This window comes from Mycobacterium sp. TY814 (assembly GCF_030755175.1).
In the GTDB taxonomy this organism is placed as follows: domain Bacteria; phylum Actinomycetota; class Actinomycetes; order Mycobacteriales; family Mycobacteriaceae; genus Mycobacterium.
This window is the reverse complement of record NZ_JAUFRY010000002.1, coordinates 559,510-576,952: the sequence shown is the minus strand read 5'-3', so window position 1 is coordinate 576,952 and position 17,443 is coordinate 559,510. Positions and strand designations below refer to the sequence as shown.

19 protein-coding genes are annotated in these 17,443 nt (G+C 65.7%); 13 read left to right on the top strand and 6 right to left on the bottom strand.

Translation table 11 applies throughout. From position 1 onward, the window contains the following. The first annotated feature begins 62 nt into the window (after window positions 1–62). On the top strand, window positions 63–440 hold the full coding sequence (locus tag QXH22_RS16285) for a hypothetical protein (RefSeq protein WP_306248459.1): 378 nt from the start codon (window positions 63–65) through the stop codon (window positions 438–440). A 134-nt stretch (window positions 441–574) separates the two neighbouring features. Continuing rightward, a complete protein-coding gene (gene usfY, locus QXH22_RS16280) occupies window positions 575–859 on the top strand; it encodes a protein UsfY (protein ID WP_306248457.1) in 285 nt (94 codons plus the stop codon). Window positions 860–1,002: 143 nt separating this feature from the next. On the opposite strand, the gene QXH22_RS16275 is transcribed toward usfY, so the two are convergent. After that, window positions 1,003–1,431, bottom strand: coding sequence for a hypothetical protein (locus tag QXH22_RS16275; RefSeq protein WP_306276294.1), 429 nt, complete (start codon window positions 1,429–1,431; stop codon window positions 1,003–1,005). A 196-nt stretch (window positions 1,432–1,627) separates the two neighbouring features. Between QXH22_RS16275 and QXH22_RS16270 the strand changes: the two genes are divergently transcribed. From QXH22_RS16270 to QXH22_RS16255, 4 genes are read left to right on the top strand one after another with little or no spacing between them, the layout of a single operon-like run. Then, on the top strand, window positions 1,628–2,488 hold the full coding sequence (locus QXH22_RS16270) for an SDR family oxidoreductase (protein WP_306276293.1): 861 nt from the start codon (window positions 1,628–1,630) through the stop codon (window positions 2,486–2,488). A 34-nt stretch (window positions 2,489–2,522) separates the two neighbouring features. Further along, window positions 2,523–3,443: a ferritin-like domain-containing protein gene (locus QXH22_RS16265; RefSeq protein ID WP_306248453.1), complete on the top strand. Its 921-nt coding sequence runs from the start codon at window positions 2,523–2,525 to the stop codon at window positions 3,441–3,443. Between the two features lie 2 nt (window positions 3,444–3,445). Beyond that, window positions 3,446–4,924, top strand: a complete 1,479-nt coding sequence (locus tag QXH22_RS16260) for a flavin-containing monooxygenase (RefSeq protein WP_371934241.1) — start codon at window positions 3,446–3,448, stop codon at window positions 4,922–4,924. Further along, complete coding sequence (locus QXH22_RS16255) at window positions 4,921–5,832, top strand: MerR family transcriptional regulator (RefSeq protein ID WP_306248451.1); 912 nt, start codon at window positions 4,921–4,923, stop codon at window positions 5,830–5,832. Before QXH22_RS16260 ends, QXH22_RS16255 begins: the two co-directional genes overlap by 4 nt. Here QXH22_RS16255 and QXH22_RS16250 read toward each other — a convergent pair. The 3 genes from QXH22_RS16250 to QXH22_RS16240 all read right to left on the bottom strand — a co-directional run bounded on the left by QXH22_RS16250 (window position 5,819) and on the right by QXH22_RS16240 (window position 9,155). Then, window positions 5,819–6,841, bottom strand: coding sequence for an acyl-ACP desaturase (locus QXH22_RS16250; RefSeq protein WP_371934240.1), 1,023 nt, complete (start codon window positions 6,839–6,841; stop codon window positions 5,819–5,821). The genes QXH22_RS16255 and QXH22_RS16250 overlap by 14 nt on opposite strands. 8 nt (window positions 6,842–6,849) lie before the next feature. Beyond that, window positions 6,850–7,614, bottom strand: a complete 765-nt coding sequence (locus QXH22_RS16245; protein ID WP_306248447.1) for a sigma 54 modulation/S30EA ribosomal C-terminal domain-containing protein — start codon at window positions 7,612–7,614, stop codon at window positions 6,850–6,852. A gap of 185 nt (window positions 7,615–7,799) precedes the next feature. Continuing rightward, on the bottom strand, window positions 7,800–9,155 hold the full coding sequence (locus QXH22_RS16240; protein ID WP_306248445.1) for a salicylate synthase: 1,356 nt from the start codon (window positions 9,153–9,155) through the stop codon (window positions 7,800–7,802). A 338-nt stretch (window positions 9,156–9,493) separates the two neighbouring features. On the opposite strand from QXH22_RS16240, the gene QXH22_RS16235 reads away from it, so the two are divergent. After that, complete coding sequence (locus QXH22_RS16235) at window positions 9,494–9,703, top strand: hypothetical protein (RefSeq protein ID WP_306248444.1); 210 nt, start codon at window positions 9,494–9,496, stop codon at window positions 9,701–9,703. Between the two features lie 286 nt (window positions 9,704–9,989). Then, window positions 9,990–11,231: a sodium-dependent bicarbonate transport family permease gene (locus QXH22_RS16230; RefSeq protein ID WP_306248442.1), complete on the top strand. Its 1,242-nt coding sequence runs from the start codon at window positions 9,990–9,992 to the stop codon at window positions 11,229–11,231. Between the two features lie 6 nt (window positions 11,232–11,237). Here the strand turns inward: QXH22_RS16230 and hemW are convergent, their stop codons facing one another. Continuing rightward, window positions 11,238–12,410, bottom strand: coding sequence for a radical SAM family heme chaperone HemW (hemW, locus tag QXH22_RS16225; protein ID WP_306248440.1), 1,173 nt, complete (start codon window positions 12,408–12,410; stop codon window positions 11,238–11,240). Window positions 12,411–12,559: 149 nt separating this feature from the next. Here hemW and QXH22_RS30485 point away from each other — a divergent pair, with 149 nt between their 5' ends. From QXH22_RS30485 to QXH22_RS16205, 5 genes are all read left to right on the top strand, one after another. Continuing rightward, window positions 12,560–12,661, top strand: a complete 102-nt coding sequence (locus QXH22_RS30485; protein WP_371934239.1) for an Ms4527A family Cys-rich leader peptide — start codon at window positions 12,560–12,562, stop codon at window positions 12,659–12,661. A gap of 112 nt (window positions 12,662–12,773) precedes the next feature. After that, the gene (locus tag QXH22_RS16220; protein ID WP_306248438.1) at window positions 12,774–14,444 is read left to right on the top strand and encodes a nitrite/sulfite reductase; all 1,671 of its coding nucleotides are present in this window, start codon (window positions 12,774–12,776) and stop codon (window positions 14,442–14,444) included. Next, window positions 14,441–15,181 (top strand): phosphoadenylyl-sulfate reductase, encoded by a 741-nt coding sequence (locus QXH22_RS16215; protein WP_306248436.1) that lies wholly within the window; start codon window positions 14,441–14,443, stop codon window positions 15,179–15,181. The genes QXH22_RS16220 and QXH22_RS16215 overlap by 4 nt, the downstream gene beginning before the upstream one ends. Beyond that, window positions 15,160–15,891 carry a sirohydrochlorin chelatase gene (locus QXH22_RS16210; RefSeq protein ID WP_371934238.1) on the top strand — a complete coding sequence of 244 codons (732 nt, stop codon included), beginning with the start codon at window positions 15,160–15,162 and terminating at the stop codon, window positions 15,889–15,891. Before QXH22_RS16215 ends, QXH22_RS16210 begins: the two co-directional genes overlap by 22 nt. 231 nt (window positions 15,892–16,122) lie before the next feature. Further along, window positions 16,123–16,359, top strand: coding sequence for a DUF6480 family protein (locus tag QXH22_RS16205; protein ID WP_306276291.1), 237 nt, complete (start codon window positions 16,123–16,125; stop codon window positions 16,357–16,359). Window positions 16,360–16,375: 16 nt separating this feature from the next. Here the strand turns inward: QXH22_RS16205 and QXH22_RS16200 are convergent, their stop codons facing one another. Continuing rightward, the gene (locus QXH22_RS16200) at window positions 16,376–17,428 is read right to left on the bottom strand and encodes a sulfate/molybdate ABC transporter ATP-binding protein (RefSeq protein WP_306248430.1); all 1,053 of its coding nucleotides are present in this window, start codon (window positions 17,426–17,428) and stop codon (window positions 16,376–16,378) included. Window positions 17,429–17,443: the final 15 nt, after the last annotated feature.

Sequence of the window (17,443 nt, the reverse complement as noted above, 5' to 3'; positions counted from 1 at the left end):
GCTCGAGGAGAATTGTTTCTCGGACTATAGGCCGAGCCTCAGGAGAGTCATAGACTTAATTCATGAGGCAAGGATTGCTGCGTGATTTGGTATTGATGGCGGCGTGGGCGATCGGACTGTTACTCGCCGTGTGGGTGGTTCCAGGGTCCTCTTTGTCGGCGGGTGCGTTCATTCTCGCGGTAGCTCTGTTTTCCGTGGGACAGGCGGCACTGTCGGTGTGGATCCTGAAGCTGCCACAGAGATATGCGTCGCTGGTGCTGGGCGGCACCGGCTTGGCGTTGACCGTGACCGCCATGTGGCTCGCCTCGGTATTCACCCGCGGCCTGGATCTGCGTGGTGTGGAGTCGTGGGTCGCCGCCACTGTCGTGGTGTGGCTGGTGACCACAATCGGAGCAATCATCTGGCCGGTGTTTGTCCGCGACCAAGTCGGTTCGATCTGACCAGAGCGAGACCAACCCAGTTCCGGGGAAAGCCGGTTCTCACCCTGCGCACAACGGGCAAATTACTTCTCGCTGGCGTTTACCCCCTGAAGTAAAATCAAGTTCATCAGACGCGACTACCGCGGATTGGGGTGATGATGGGAGACACGCATCGAGACCCGTCAGACCGGTATAGGACGACACAACCGCGTGCGGGTTTAACGCTCAAAGACAATTTATTGTGGCCCGGGTTAATTCTGTTTGCCGTAGCCGTCGCCGGGCTCATTTGTACTGTGGCTCTGGCGGCCTATGGCCATCACGACTGGGTTATGACTACCGTCGTGATTTCCGCGCTTGCCACGCTTGCCGGAGCACTGTGGTTCGTGGTGGAGCTTCGCTACGTGACGCACATAGAAAAGCGGTGGACGAGTCACCACTGACATTCCGCGCTCGTCGATCCTTCGCCTCGATGTACGGATGAACTGTGCGCCGGAGTGTGTAGATACCGAAAGTTCCTGTCCCGCATGGCATGAGGGAACTTACCAGCACCGCACCAGATCTACGCCATCGCTGGCCCGCTCTACTACGGGCAAGGGATCGGGACGGGAATGAAGCTGCCGCCAGTTGGCCAGCACAACCCCGGCGGAAGCGGCGGCGGAGGAACGTACCCTTGGGTGGGTTCTCTGGGCGGCGGGTTGGGGCCGTCCCAGATGTTTTGCGCGACATTGCCCTTCCCGTAATCGACCAACCACCATTCGTGGCAGATGTTGTTGTCCCAGATCACCGGGTTCACTCGGATGTTTCCAGTGGGAACCGGCGGATCGCCTGGGCACCAGGTGAATGGGCCGTCGGTGCCGTCTCCCCATTGTTTGGCGTGGGCGGTGCCGGCGGACCGCCGACAAACCCCGGACGCAGTGCTGGCCGGCATCGGGGTGGCCGTTGCGCGCGCACAAAACTGAACCTTGCCGACTCGGAGGCGGCTGGCACGCGGGATACCGGTGAAACCTGCCATTGACGAATGTCACCATTTGCGATTGACTCAGTCGCATGACCGACGCCGTTGCGGCACGCGGGGTCACTACGTCGCCCACGGCGATCGCGGTGAGCACCGTAATGGCGCGACCGATCACTAAAACGGCGTCGGCGCACCGGGCGCTCGCCCACGGCACCGTATCGCGACCGAACAGCACTGCGACAGAGGCGGTTTGATGTTGGGACCATTGGACAGGCTGCTCGGCGGAAAACACCCGAGCCGGCAGGCGAAGGCGGTGGTCACCGGCGCGGGCAGCGGCATCGGCGCGGCCTTCGCCGTCGAGCTCGGCCGCCGCGGCGGCCGCGTGGTGTGCAGCGACATCGATCTGGCCGCGGCCCGGCAGACTGTCGACGAGCTCACCGCACGGGGCACCGAAGCCATCGCGGTGCGCTGCGACGTCTCCGAGTCCGACGACGTGCGGGCATTGGCCGACCAGGCGCAGGAGTGGTTCGGCACGGCACCGACACTGGTGATCAACAACGCCGGCGTCGGCGCCGGCGGCGAGCCGATCGGCGATATCCCGCTGGATAATTGGGTGCGGACGCTCGGGGTGAACCTGTGGGGACCGATCCACGGCTGTCATGTCTTCACACCCATCCTGCGCGAGTCGGGGCCGGCAGCACGAGGGATCATCAACGTGGCCTCGGCGGCGGCGTTCGGGGCCGCGCCAGGTATGGCCGCCTACAACGTCAGCAAGGCCGGCGTCCTCTCGCTCTCGGAGACGCTGGCAGCCGAATTATCGGGCACCGGAATACATGTCACCGTGCTGTGTCCGACCTTCGTCAAGACCAACATCGTCGAATCAGGTCTGCAGGCCGGGCGCATCAGCGAGGAGTCCAGTGCGCTGGCCAGCAAAGTGATGCGCTGGACCGGGTTCTCCGCCGCGAAGGTCGCCCGAATCTGCCTGGACGCCAACGATCGCGGCGATCTCTACTGCATGCCCCAGCTCGAAGCCAAGTTCGGCTGGAACGTCAAACGCCTTGCCCCGGGCGCATATACGCGCGCGGTCGGTCTGGTATCGCGGGTGACCAGGTAATTCAAACACCCGTCCACCTGAAAGGAGGGGGCTGGTGGCCATCGAAATGGAAGCCATGCTCGCCAAGATCAAGGATCGGCAGTGGGCACTCGCAGACATCGACTGGGAGGCGCCGGGAGCCGAAACCATCCGGCCCGAATTCCGGCCCAAGCTCAAGGCTTTCATGGCCGACCTGTGCTGGATCGAGAACATCGGCGCCCGGGGGTTCGCGGCACTGGCCAAGAAGGCGCCCAACCCGACCATCGCCGAGATCTACCGGTACTTCCATGCCGAGGAGCAGCGGCACGCGAATGCCGAACTGGCGCTGATGAAGCGCTGGGGCATGCTGGACGAGGGTGAGATCCCCGAGCCCAACGTCAACATCCGGATGGCCATCGAATGGCTGGACACCTTCGCCGACGACATGCCGCTGTCGGTGCTGGGCACGGTGATTCCGATGCTGGAAGTGGCGCTGGACGGGGCGTTGCTGAAGTTCCTCCTGGACTCGGTGGAGGACCCGGTCTGCCACCAGGTGTTCGAGAAGATCAACAACGACGAATCACGGCACATCGCAGTCGACTTCGAGGTGCTGGAAATGATCGGCCACGCCACCGCACGCCGGTTGGCCATCGAGCTGGTAGGGCGCCTCGCCTCACCGGGTCTGATCATCGGGATGGTCATGTACGTCCCGCTGCTCAACCGGGTGCGCAATGAGATGGCCGGCATGGGAATGGAGCCCGAACGACTGTTCAACGCCGTCAACCGTTTCAGGCAGCTCGGCGAACGGGGCGAACGTACCCGGCGCGTGCCGACCTACAAACTGCTCAAGCGGCATGCCTCGTGGGTGGTCAACCCCCGGCACCCCTACCAGCTGCTGGCCAATTCCATGGTGTGGCTCTCGGACTACTACCCCAAACCGCTGCTGAAGCCCATGCCGAGCTGGTCGCGGGAACTCACCCACGAGCCGGCGGCCTGACGATGGCGGACATCCACTCCACACTCATCATCGGCGCGGGGTTCACCGGGCTCGGTGCGGCGATCCGGCTGGCCGAAGCCGGCCTGAACAAACCCGGGGACGTGATCATCCTGGAGCGCTCCGACCGGGTCGGCGGTACCTGGCGCGACACGCAGTATCCGGGCGCCAGCTGCGACGTCCCGTCGCTGCTGTACTCGTACTCGTTCGTCAAGAACCCGAAGTGGTCGCGCACCTACTCCCCCGCCCCGGAGATCTATCGGCACATCGAGGAGATGGCGAACAGGTTCGGCATCCGCCGTCATATCCGGTTCGGTCACGAGGTGACGGGTCTGAGATTCGACGAGAAAGCCGGCGTGTGGACCGCAACGACCAAGAATCGCAAGCGGTTTCGGGCGCGCACCGTCGTGCTGGCCTCCGGGCCGCTGTCGGACGCCAGCTTCCCGGACATCCGTGGGCTGGACAGCTACCAGGGGCACAAGATCCACAGTGCCCGGTGGGATTCCGAATACGACTTCGCCGGCAAGCGGGTTGCCGTCATCGGCACCGGCGCCAGCGCGATCCAGATCATCCCCGAACTGGTGAAGCAGGCTGGATTCGTCAAAGTCTTCCAGCGCACGCCCGGCTGGGTGCTGCCGCGGCTGGATGTCGCCACGCCACCGGCGGTGCAGGCACTGTTCGCGAAAGTTCCCGCCACCCAGCAACTTGCCCGGCAACTGCTGTTCTGGGGTCACGAAGCCACCGCGACGGCGATGGTGTGGAACACCCCGCTGACCTCGGTGGTGGCCCGGCTGGGCCAGGCCCATATCCGCGCCCAGGTGAAAGATCCCTGGTTGCGCCGGCAGCTGACGCCCGACTTCGCGCCCGGATGCAAACGGATGCTGATCTCCAGCGACTATTACCCGGCGCTGCAGCGCGAGAACTGCAAGCTGATCGACTGGCCGATCGCGACGCTGAGCCCGGTCGGGATCCGCACCAGCGACGGCATCGAACACCACCTGGACTGCATCGTCTTCGCCACCGGTTACGACGTCCACCTCACCGGGCCCCCGTTCGAGGTCACCGGCCTCGGCGGTCGCTCGCTGAGCGACGAATGGGCCCGCGGCGCACAGGCTTACAAGAGCATCAACGCGCACGGGTACCCCAACCTGTTCTTCATGACCGGACCCAACTCAGGCCCCGGCCACAACTCCCTGCTCGTGTACATCGAAGGCCAGCTCGACTACGCGGTGCGCGGTATCACCACCATCCTCGACAAGGACCTGTGTTACCTCGATGTGCGCGAAGACGTCCAGCGCCGGCACAACCAGGACATCCAGCGCCGGCTGACCCGGACGACGTGGATGTCCGGCTGTTCGAGTTGGTATCTGACCAAGGACGGGTACAACGGTTCCATGTATCCGGGGACCGCAACCCAGTATCTTCGCCAGATGGGCGACTTCCGATATCGGCATTACGACGCGGTCACCCGCGTCGGCGCATGACCTCCCCCCGGCCAGAACCCGGCACGATTGCCAGCGTGCTGTACAACGTGCGGCGGGCGCCGCACCGCGTACGGCGCCAGTCACGCGATTTCGTCGAAACGGCTGTGACACAGCTCTTCGACGCCGCGGTGCGACACCCACACGGCGCCGCGGCGTCCGGCGAGTACCGGATCGAGGAGCTCGCCCGGCTGGCCGGGACCACGACGCGCAACATCCGCGTCTACCGAGACCGCGGCCTGCTACCGCCCCCGCTGCGGGTCGGGCGGATCGCACTGTTCAACGACACGCACCTGACCCGGCTGCGCCTGATCACCTCGATGCTCGATCGCGGCTACAACATCGCTCACGTCCGGGAGATGCTCAGCGCGTGGGAGGAAGGCAAGAATCTGGGCGACGTCCTGGGCCTGGAAACCGCGATCGTGGGCACCTGGACCACCGAGAAACCTCAGACGATGTCGCTGCCGCAGGCCCGCCAACTCGTCGACGACGCAACCGCTTTCGACCGGCTGGTCGCACTGCAGGTCATCCGCGTCGACGGTGAGCAGGCCACCGTCACCCGGCCCAAGCTCATCGAGGCGTTCAACGAAGTCCGCGGTTACGGCGTGAGCATCGACAAGCTGATCGACCTGCACGAGCAGATCCTGCCCAAGGTCGACGAGATCAGCGACCTGCTGGTCCGCGCCGGTTTCGAACACGTGGCGAATCGGATCAAACCCGGCGAGGCGCTGCCGGCGGACGCAGAGGTCGCCGAACTGATCACCATGCTGGTCCGCTTCCGCACCCAGGCGGTGGCGACCGTCACCGCGACCCTTGCGTCGTCGATCGAGTCGAACATCGAGACACTGGTCAGCCGCCTGCTGTCGGAGTATCTTGAGCGTTCGGCCGAGTCCGACGTCAGTGCCCGCTGAGCGTCAGCGTCCCCTCGGTGCGGAGCACGCGGGCGGCGGTGATCCGCTCAGCCTTGCGCGCCTCCCGGTCCAGATAGCGCTGCTTGGATTCCTCGAACTTCTCCGAGGCCTGCTCGAGTTCCTTGATCAACAGCGCGAGATCGTCACGCATCCGCTCCGCTTCGCCGGTGAAATCTTCGCGTTCGAAGATCCGCCACTTCCGCAGCACCGGCATCACCACCTCGTCGAGGTGGATGCGCGGGTCGTAGACCCCGCCGACGGCGATCACCACCGCCTTGCGCCGGAACTCCGGCACGGTGTACCCGGGCATTTTGAAGTTGCGCAAGATTCTGTGCACCGACTTCATCGCCTGGTTGGGCGCGATGTCCAGACCGGCCGCGCTGACATCGCGGTAGAAGATCATGTGCAGGTTCTCGTCCGCCGACACCCGGGCCAGCAACTGGTTGGCGATGCTGTCGTCGCAGGCTTTTCCGGTGTTTCGGTGTGAGACGCGGGTAGCCAGTTCCTGAAACGAGACATACATGACCGAGTCGAACAGGCTTTCCGCGAACATGTCGCCCTGCTGGTTCTGGCCGGGGCTGAAGCCGCGGGTGATCTGCTCCATCCGCAGCTTTTCCAGTTCGACCGGGTCGACCGCGCGGGTCACCACCAGGTAGTCGCGCAGCGCCGTGCTGTGCCGGTTCTCCTCGGCGGTCCACCGGTTGACCCACTGCCCCCAAGCGCCGTCCAGGCTGAAGTTCATGGAGATCTCGCGGTGATACGACGGCAGGTTGTCCTCGGTCAGCAGGTTCTGCACCATCGCCACCTGGGCCACATCGGAGAGCCGGCTCTGCCCCGGCTCCCAGTCCTGACCGTCGAGGGCGTAGTAGTTCTTGCCGTCCGACCACGGGATGTAGTCGTGCGGGTTCCATTCCTTGAACATCGACAGGTGCCGGTTGAGCAGGCGCTCGGCGACGGGTTCAAGTTCTTGCAGCAGTTGCAGATTCGTCAGTTCTTTGGGCACAGACATCTCCTGGGTTACTTGGTCGGCACCAGCAGGCCGAGGTTGCCGTCATGGCGGGGGTACAACATATGACCGCGACCGGTTTCCCGGTCGGTGTAGAACAGCAGTGGCAAGCTGTGTTCACAGGCGCGGCGTACTGCATCGGATTCGCTCAATGTCGGTGTGGCACGGGAATTCACGATCAGCGGCAGCTGTGGTCCCGGTATGCCCGGTGACCATGCCCACCCCGGTGGGAATACATGCCACTGGCGGGCCAGGCGCAATCCCGACGGTCCGGCCCGGTACACCAGTGCGTCCTCACCGGTCTCCACGTCGGTGAACAGGTGCGCGTCGTAGTCCATACCGTCCATCACGGCCACCGCTTGCAGCGGCGTGGTGCGTTGCAGTGCAACGTTTTTGCGGCGGGTGATGACGGCATCGTCACCCACCGTCAGGATCCGGCGCGCTGGATCGGGCCATGGGCGGGGCTGCCACGGCGCAAGCATCCGGCCGATATGACGGTCAAGTCTTTCCAGCGCCGGCGAGAGATCGTCGATGCCGGCGGTGACGGCGGCGACGCGCGCCGGGAGTTCGCCGACCGACAGGTTCACCTGCATCACCATTGGACCGCGGCCACAAATTCCCGTCTTGAGGCGTACCCGAGCGCCCCCGGTGATCTCGTGGGAGGCCAGAACCTCACCGACCGCCTGCGCCACCCGATCGGCCTGGACGGCGGTCACCGGGCCACACGATGTCACGTCGACATCGGGGAATTCCCGCACCACCTCGAGTGCCTTCACGCCCTAGCGACCCTTTCTGTCCATTCCGCGATATCGAACGCCGCGCAGTGAAGCTTCGCTGGCGAACGGCCGCGTCAGATAGAGCCGAAAGTCCCACCGGGAGTGCCTAAAGTCCCGAACGAATGCAGGGGGCATGAATTCCCGTGGCCGACATCACAGTGCGCCGTACCCGGGGCGTGCGAGCCTTAAATGTGACTTTCCACCAGATAAGGCGCCAGTGTCGACAACTTCTCGCACGTCTCCTCGAATTCCCGCTCGGGATTTGAGGCTTCGATGATGCCGGCTCCGGCCCGCAACCAGGTGCGGCCGTCATGTTCGTAGGCCGCTCGCAACGCCAATGCGGCATCGAGCGCACCGTCCGCCGAAAACTTCACCACCGCACCGGAATACAGGCCGCGCGGACCTTCGTCGAGACGCAGGATGGCTTCGACGCCATCCGCTTTGGGAATTCCCGAGGCGGTCACCGCGGGGAAGAGGGTTTCCAGCGCCACCATCCGGTCGCTCGTCGGGTTCAACTGCCCGGTGATGGTGGATCCGAGGTGCTGCACACTCCCGCGCTCGCGCACCGCCATGAAGTCGGTGACCGACGCAGTTCCGGGCGCCGCGATCTCGGTCACCTCCTGCAGCGAAGTCCGAACCGAGATAGCGTGTTCCACAATCTCTTTGGAGTCTGATTGCAGGTCGTCGCGAGCCTGCTTGTCCGGCACCGCACCGCGCCCCAATGCGCGAGTGCCGGCCAGTGGCTCGGTGATCACCACGCCGTCGGCCCGGACCGAGGTGACCAGCTCCGGGCTGTAACCCAGCGCGCGAATACCACCGAGCCGCAACAAGAATGACCGCACCGGTGTGTTGTGCCGCCGGCCGAGCCGATAGGTGGCCGGGAAGTCAAGCGGGAACGGCACTTCCAGGCAGCGGGACAGGATCACCTTGTGATAGCTGCCCGCGGCGATTTCGCTCACGGCCACCGCCACCCGGTTGCGGTAGCCGGACGGATCCGCAGACAGGTCGACCGCACGGGAGCGTCGTATGTCGCGCAGCCCCCCGGTGAGCAGCCTCTCCACCGCTTCCCGCTCCCGGGTGCCGCCGCCGAACAGCCGGACGTCGTCGGCGGTGACCGCGATGCGCAACCGCGGCCAGAAAACCCGGGCCAGCGGGGTGTGCGGGGCCAGCCGCGCCTGCAGGCCATAGCGGTAGACCCCGAATTCGAAGGCAACCCAGCCGAAAGCCTCATCGGTCTCCAGCAACAACCGGTCGACCGCTTCCCCGAGCACGGCTCCGGGGCGCCCCGTCCACTGTTGCCGGCGGGTAACGCCGTCGCGGATGACCCGCAGTTCGTCGCTGTCGAGCTCCACCATCGCCTGCACACCCGCGGCCAGCACCCACTCGCCGTCGTGTTCGTAGAGCAGGTATTCCTCGCCGAGCGGCTCGACCAGCACCGCGGCCAATTCGGCGGCGAGGTCGGCGGGTTCGACGTCAGCAGGAAGGGGCAGACACAGCGACGCCCCGATGACAGAGCTTGTCTGCACGCCGGTGTCCGTCACGTAAGTAAATGTAGCCTAACCTATTACCCGGCGCGCGACCCCCGGCACATTTCGCCATGAGGACAGTTCGGGCCTCATAGCGAACTAACATCCGACGCATATCCGGCAGCGATCGGCCGCTCGGCCCCTTCGCGACGTGTTCGTGCTGGCAGCGGCCCGAATCAGCCGGCACCGACTGGTGCGTTCGACGATCGGCGCACACCAAAAGTTTCCCGATCGTTTACCTCTCGTCCGCTGGCGCGACGAGTCAACAACCCCCCGCGCTCCTAGCATCTCAACGGAAAACCGCGGGGGGATTCACCCTCCACCGCGGCCGTCACCACTGGGGAGGACCGTCCATGTTCGTCATCCGAATGACTGACGGTGAAGAGATCAAAGGCGACGTCGAGAACCTGACGTTCAACGAGGAGACCGGGGTGCTGACGGTATGCACCGTCGACGGGTTCGAAGAGACCACCACCCACTACTCGCCCGCCGCTTGGCTGTCGGTGACGCACCGCAAGCGCGACATCGACGTCAAGTCGTCGCGCCTGTCCTCTGTTCGCTGACGCGACACGAATTCTCCCAGCGAATTAACAGGTAATTGGTACCTAGTCCACACAAATAGGGCCCAAAACGCGTTAGCCAGCGCAATTACGCTTTCCGCTCGTTACGCCGGTGTTTCGGTAGTCGCAACGCCAGGAAAACTGTCCCCAAAACAGCTGTTAGACACGGATTCTGAGTGGCGACCGGTCAACGGCCCAAGCTAAGTTCGCTGCGTTGTCTGGATGTTCGTGGTCGCCAAGACGGTCAGTACTTCCTTCGAATCGCCGCAGGATGCTCGAGAGGTGCTCAATGCTGCACGAGTTCTGGGAAAACTTCACCCACAACCTGTTCAAGCCTTTGCTGCTGTTCTTCTACTTCGGTTTTCTGATTCCGATCCTCAAGGTGCGGTTCGAGTTTCCCTACGTGATCTACCAGGGCCTGACCATGTACCTGCTGCTGGCCATCGGCTGGCACGGTGGCGAGGAACTCGCCAAGATCAACGCCTCCAGCATCGGCGTCATCGTGGGCTTCATGGTGCTCGGGTTCGTCCTGAACTTCGCAATCGGTGGGCTGGCCTACCTGCTGCTGAGCAGGCTCAGCACCATGCGCGCGGTCGATAAGGCCACCGTCGCGGGCTACTACGGGTCGGACTCGGCCGGTACCTTCGCCACCTGCGTCGCCGTGCTGACCGCCGTCAACATCGCCTTCAACGCCTACATGCCGGTGATGCTGGCGGTCATGGAGATTCCGGGCTGCCTGGTCGCCCTGTACCTGGTTGCCCGCCTGCGGCACCGCGGCCTGGACGCGGCGGGCTACATGCCTGACGAGGCCGGCTACACCCCGCCGGTGCGGGCCTCGATCGGCCCCGGCACGCCGGCCAAGCCGGCACCCGGCCAGAGCCTGGACGCCGAAGCGCTCCGCGCGATCGAGCTCGAGCGCGAACTGTCGATGGAGAAGCTGGACCATCCGGACTGGGAGCCGGACCAGACGCCGCCCGCACCCCGGGGCAAGCGGATGCCGATCTTCTCCCGCGAACTCTTCCAGGAGGTCTTCCTTAATCCCGGGCTGGTGCTGCTGATCGGTGGCATCGTCATCGGCCTGGTCAGTGGCCTGCAGGGGCAGAAGGTCGTCGCCGACGACGACCGGTTCTTCGTCCTGGCCTTCCAGGGCGTGCTGTGCCTGTTCCTGCTCGAGATGGGCATGACGGCGTCGCGCAAGCTGAAGGACCTGCGATCGGCCGGGCCCGGCTTCATCCTCTTCGGCCTCCTGGTGCCCAATCTCTTTGCCACCATTGGGATTGCGGTCGCCTGCAGCTACGCCGCCCTCACCCACTCCGACTTCAAGCCCGGCACCTATGTGCTGTTCGCCGTCCTGTGCGGCGCCGCCTCGTACATCGCCGTCCCCGCGGTGCAGCGGCTGGCGATCCCGGAAGCCAGTCCGACGCTGCCCCTGGCCGCGTCCCTGGGCCTGACGTTCTCCTACAACGTGACGATCGGGATTCCGCTCTACATCGAGATCGCCCGCGTCTTCGAGCAGTGGTTCGGCGTATGACCGCCGTCAGCCCAGCAGGGTGCGCACGACCGCGTCGGCAAGCAGCCGGCCCCGGTCGCTGAGGACCAGGTGGTCGCCGTCAGACTCCAGCAACCCAGCGGCGACCACCTCCTCGGCGCGCTCCCGTTCGACCGCACTGAGCCGGGCCAGCGGCAAGCCCTGACGCAGCCGGATCTGCAGCAACACCTCCTCGGTGTGCAGCGCGTCGGCACCCAATTGCTCGAAACCGGCCACGGGTAGCGCACCTTCGCCAAGTTTGGACCCATACGTGTTGGGATGCTTGACATTCCACCAGCGGATGTCCCCGACATAGCTGTGCGCGCCGGGTCCGGCGCCCCACCACTCGCCGCGGTCCCAATACCCCAGGTTGTGCAGGCACTCACCGCCGGCCCGAGCCCAGTTGGACACCTCGTACCAGCCCATTCCGGCCGCGGAAAGCCGTTCGTCGACCAACTCGTAGCGGCGCGCCAGCACGTCGTCGTCCGGCGGCTCGAGTTCACCGCTGCGGACCCGCCTGGCCATCGCGGTGCCCTCCTCGACCACCAGTGCGTACGCCGATACGTGGTCCACACCCGTCTCGACCGCGGTGTCGACCGAGCGCAGCAGGTCGTCGTCGGTTTCACCGGGTGTGCCGTAGATCAGGTCCAGGCTGACGTGCTCGAAACCCAGCGCCAGCGCCTCCCGGGCGGCGGACGCCGAGCGGTTGGGCGTGTGCACCCGGTCCAGCACCCCCAGCACCTGGGGCACCACCGACTGCATGCCCAGTGACACGCGGGTGTAGCCGGCCTCCCGGATCTCCTCGAAGAACTCCGGCCACGTCGACTCGGGATTGGCCTCGGTCGTGATCTCGGCGTTCGGAGCGAGGGTGAAGTGGTCACGCACCATGTCCAGCAACGTCGTCAGGCGGGCGCCGCCCAGCAACGAGGGGGTGCCGCCACCGACGAACACGGTATCCACCGACGGACCGGCAAGCCGCTCGGCGGCCCGTTCCAGCTCGGTGCGCAGGGCCGCGAGCCAGGCATCCGGGTTGACGCCGCCCAGCTCCGCCGGGGTGTAGGTGTTGAAGTCGCAGTAGCCGCACCGGGTGATGCAGAACGGGACGTGGACGTAGAGGCCGAACGGTCGTCCGGGGGTGAGCTGGATGGCCGGCAGTTCCGCCGGCGCCTCGGCTGGGGCCATGCCAAATCTTGGCACGGGTGCCCGGCGGGACTCGTTTCCCAGGCTATTCCCGGTTTCGTTTACCGAATCATCCAGCTTCGGGCGCTAGTTTTAATCACCGTGAGAAGAAATTTGACCTGGTAGCACGGGTGGGACGGATCCATGGCAGAATGGCACCCGTGATCGCCGCCAATTCGAACCTGCGTGTAGCGCTGGTGGCGCGGCGGCATATCGACCTCAAGCGCGTCTGCAGCTGTTGCTGTCTGCCTTGATGTCGTAGACCCAGCCCACCCGTACCACCTGCTGGCTGCCGGATCTGCGCCGCCGGAATCAACGGTGAGCTGCGCGTGTTCCAGTCGGCATGTCCGCGAAGGAGTTACCCGAATGACCACAGCACGCCCCGCAAAGGCGCCCCGTAACGAGGGTCAGTGGGCATTGGGCAATCGCGAGCCGCTGAACCCCAACGAGGAGATGAAGAAGGCGGGCGCGCCGCTCGAGGTGCGCGAGCGCATCGAGAACATTTACGCCAAAGGCGGATTCGACAGCATCGACAAGAGCGACCTGCGCGGGCGCTTCCGCTGGTGGGGCCTCTACACCCAGCGTGAACAGGGTTACGACGGCTCGTTCACCGGCGACGACAACGCGGATCTGCTCGAGGCCAAGTACTTCATGATGCGGGTGCGCTGCGATGGCGGCGCGATCTCGGCGGCCGCCCTGCGCACGCTGGGCGAGATCTCGATCGAGTTCGCCCGCGACACCGCCGACATCTCCGACCGAGAGAACATCCAGTACCACTGGATCGAAGTGGAGAACGTCCCGGAGATCTGGCGGCGCCTGGACGAGGTCGGCCTGCAGACCACCGAGGCCTGCGGCGACTGCCCCCGTGTGGTCCTGGGGTCGCCGCTGGCCGGCGAATCTCTCGACGAGGTGATCGACCCGACCTGGGCCATCGACGAAATCGTGCGCCGCTATATCGGCAAGCCCGAGTACGCCGACCTGCCCCGCAAGTACAAGACCGCCATCTCCGGCCTGCAGGATGTCGCCCACGAGATCAACGACATCGCGTTCATCGGCGTCAACCACCCCGAGCATGGGCCGGGCCTGGACCTGTGGGTCGGCGGTGGGCTGTCCACCAACCCCATGCTGGCCCAGCGGCTCGGTGTCTGGGTGCCGCTGCAGGAAGTGCCCGAGGTCTGGGAGGCCGTGACGTCGATCTTCCGGGATTACGGCTACCGGCGACTGCGAGCCAAGGCGCGGCTGAAGTTCCTGGTCAAGGATTGGGGTGTCGAAAAGTTCCGCCAGGTTCTCGAGACCGAGTACCTCAAGCGCCCGTTGATCGACGGCCCGGCGCCCGCTCCGCTTGCGCACCCGATCGACCATGTCGGCGTGCAACGCACGAAGAACGGACTCAATGCCATCGGGGCGTCCCCGATCGCCGGGCGTGTCTCCGGCACCATCCTGACCGCGATCGCCGAACTCGCCGAGCAGGCCGGCTCCGACCGGATCCGCTTCACCCCCTATCAGAAGCTGGTCATCCTCGACATCCCCGACGACAAGGTCGATCAGACGGTTGCGGGGCTGGAAGCCCTCGGCCTGCAGGTACGACCGTCGCAGTGGCGCCGGAACCTGATGGCGTGCAGCGGAATCGAGTACTGCAAGTTGTCGTTCGCCGAAACCCGGGTGCGCGCACAGTCTTTGGTGCCCGAGCTGGAAAGGCGACTGGAAGACATCAACTCCAGCCTCGATGTGCCGATCACCGTCAACATCAACGGCTGCCCCAACTCGTGCGCCCGGATCCAGATCGCCGACATCGGCTTCAAGGGGCAGATGGTCGACGACGGGGAAGGCGGCTCGGTCGAGGGATTCCAGGTGCACCTGGGTGGCGGCCTGGGCCTGGACAGTGGATTCGGGCGAAAACTGCGTCAGCACAAGGTCACCAGCGAGGAGCTGGGCGACTACATCGACCGGGTGACCCGCAACTTCCTCAAGCACCGCACCGAGGGTGAGCGCTTCGCGCAGTGGGCCGTCCGGGCCGAGGAGGACGACTTGCGATGAGTGAAGCGACCACATTGACCGAAGAGGAACTTCGCGACCTGGCGGCGCGCGGCGCGGCGGAGCTCGCCGGCGCCAACGCCACCGAACTGTTGCAGTGGACCGAAAAGCACTTCGGCGGTGTCAACGGACCCCGCGGCTGGGCGACGTGCAACTACGTGGTGGCCTCCAACATGCAGGACGCGGTGTTGGTGGACATGGCGGCCAAGGTGCGACCGGGTGTGCCGGTGCTGTTCCTGGACACGGGATATCACTTCGTGGAAACCATCGGCACCCGCGACGCGATCGAATCCGTCTACGACATCCGCGTCGTCAACGTCAACCCCGAGCACACGGTCGCCGAGCAGGACAAGCTGCTGGGCAAGGACCTGTTCGCCCGCGACCCCGGCGAGTGCTGCCGGTTGCGCAAGGTGGTTCCACTCGGCAAGGCGCTGCGCGGCTACTCGGCGTGGGTGACGGGCATTCGCCGGGTCGAGGCGCCGACCCGCGCCAACGCCCCGCTGATCAGCTTCGACGAGGCGTTCAAGCTGGTGAAGATCAACCCGCTGGCGGCCTGGTCGGATCAGGACATGCAGAACTACATCGACGAGCATGACGTGTTGGTCAATCCCCTTGTCTACGAAGGGTATCCGTCAATCGGTTGCGCTCCGTGCACCGCCAAGCCGGTCGAGGGCGCGGATCCGCGCAGTGGCCGGTGGCAGGGGTTGTCGAAGACCGAATGCGGTCTGCACGCGTCGTGACCTCTCTCGTGCTGACCGCGCACGGTAGCGCGGACCCTCGTTCGGCGGCCAACACCCGGGCCGTCGCACGCCAGGTGGCGCGGCTGCGGCCCGGCCTGGATGTGCGGGTCGCCTTCTGTGAGCACAACTCGCCGAGTCTGATCGACGTGCTCACCGAGTGCCCGGGCGAAGCCGTCGTCACTCCCCTGCTGCTGGCCGACGCTTACCATGCGCGCGTGGACATCCCGGCACAGATCGCCGACTGCTGCGTCGGTGACCGAGTCTGTCAGGCCCGCGTCTTGGGTGAGGATGATCGGCTGATTGCGGTGGCCCGCCGGCGGGTCATGGAGTCAGGGTTCTCCCGGCTCGACGACAACCTGGGCGTGCTCGTGGTGGCCATCGGGTCGTCGAACCCGGCGGCCAATGCCCGTACCGCCGAGGTCGCGCCCCGCCTGGCAGCCGGAACCCGTTGGGCCGCAGTCACAACCGCGTTCGCAACGCATCGAGAGCCCTCGCTGGCCGAATCGGTGCAACGGCTGCTCGACCAGGGCGTCGCCCGGGTGGTCATCGCCCCCTGGTTCCTGGCGCCGGGTCGCATACCGGACCGGGTGCAGCGCTTCGCAGACGAGGCCGGGGTCGGTATGGCCGCGCCGCTGGGGGCGCATCCGTTGGTGGCCGAGACGGTGCTGGACCGCTTCGATCAGGCCGCTGTGAAGCGCGCCGCCGCGTAATTTGCCTCAGCCGCGGCCCTGACTCACTGAGTCTGCACGTGTGGCGACAAAGTTCGAGTACACCCCGCCATGAGCGCAGGCTCGGTGAAGCACGCTCGCGTCTGCGCGGCCCCGACTCACTGAGTCTGCACGTGTGGCGACAAAGTTCGAGTACACCGCGCCCTGACCGCAGGCTCGATGAGGCACGGCCCCACCGGTGTGATACACGCGCGACCGGGTACCCGCGCACCCATGACGGCTATGCCTCCAGACCCCAATCCGGCTCAAGTACCGGGCCTCGAGCCCGGCGGCGGTGTCCCGCCCGGCTCCACACCACCTGACTCCGCACAGACGTCGGGCGTATCCGCTCAGCAGCCGCGCCCGAAGCGGATCCTCACGCCGATGGTGCTGACCGGAATCGTCGCGGTGATCCTGTTCGCGGTGCTGTTCGCCGGTGTCGCCGTGTGGATGCTGGCGGGCCTGCCTTAACCGGCTCCACCGCCGATCACGCGGTGGTGAGCGTCGATTCCACCTGCACCTCATCGGCGATCGGCGGCACCCGGGTGGCGCGCACGTACACCTCGTCGCCCTCCTTGAGCGCCAGCGCCTCGGCGTCACCGCGGGTGATCTGGGCGGTGAACGGCCCACCGGAGGCGGCGCTGGTCAATTCGACGCGGACCTCGAATCCGAGTGTCACCACCCGGTCGACGGTGGCGCGTACGACACCGATCGACTCCGCCGTGCCGTCGCCGCCGGCCACCGCCATTTCCGGATTGCGGCCCACCCGGATGTCGTGCGGGCGCACCAGTGCTCCGTTGAGCGCCGACACCGCGCCCAGGAAGGACATCACGAACGCGTTCTGGGGAGCGTCGTAGACCTCGGTCGGAGAACCGATCTGCTCGATGCGGCCCTTGTTGAGCACGGCGATCCGGTCGGCGACATCCAGCGCCTCGGCCTGGTCGTGGGTGACCAGCACGGTGGTGACGTGCACCTCGTCGTGCAGACGCCGCAACCAGGACCGCAGGTCCTCGCGCACCTTGGCGTCCAGGGCGCCGAACGGCTCGTCGAGCAGCAGCACCTCCGGGTCGACGGCCAGCGCCCGGGCCAGCGCCATGCGCTGACGCTGACCGCCGGACAGCTGGTTGGGATAGCGGTTCTGAAAACCGCTGAGCCCCACCACTTCCAGCAGATGGTCCACTTTCTCGTTGATCTCCGCCTTGGGACGTTTGCGGATCTTCAACCCGAAGGCGACGTTGTTGCGCACCGTCAGATGTTTGAACGCCGCGTAGTGCTGGAAGACGAACCCGATCCCCCGGCGTTGCGGGGGCACCCGGGTGACTTCGCGGCCGTTGATCGTGACGGTCCCGGAGTCGGGCTGGTCGAGGCCGGCGATGGTGCGCAACAGCGTCGACTTACCCGACCCACTGGGCCCCAGCAAGGCGGTCAGCGATCCGGTGGGGACCACGAAGTCCACGTGGTCCAGCGCGACGAAGTCGCCGTAGTGCTTGTAGGCGTCCCGCACAACGATGGCGTTCTTGCCCTGGTCGGTCCCGGTCATGCTTCGTGTCTCCTT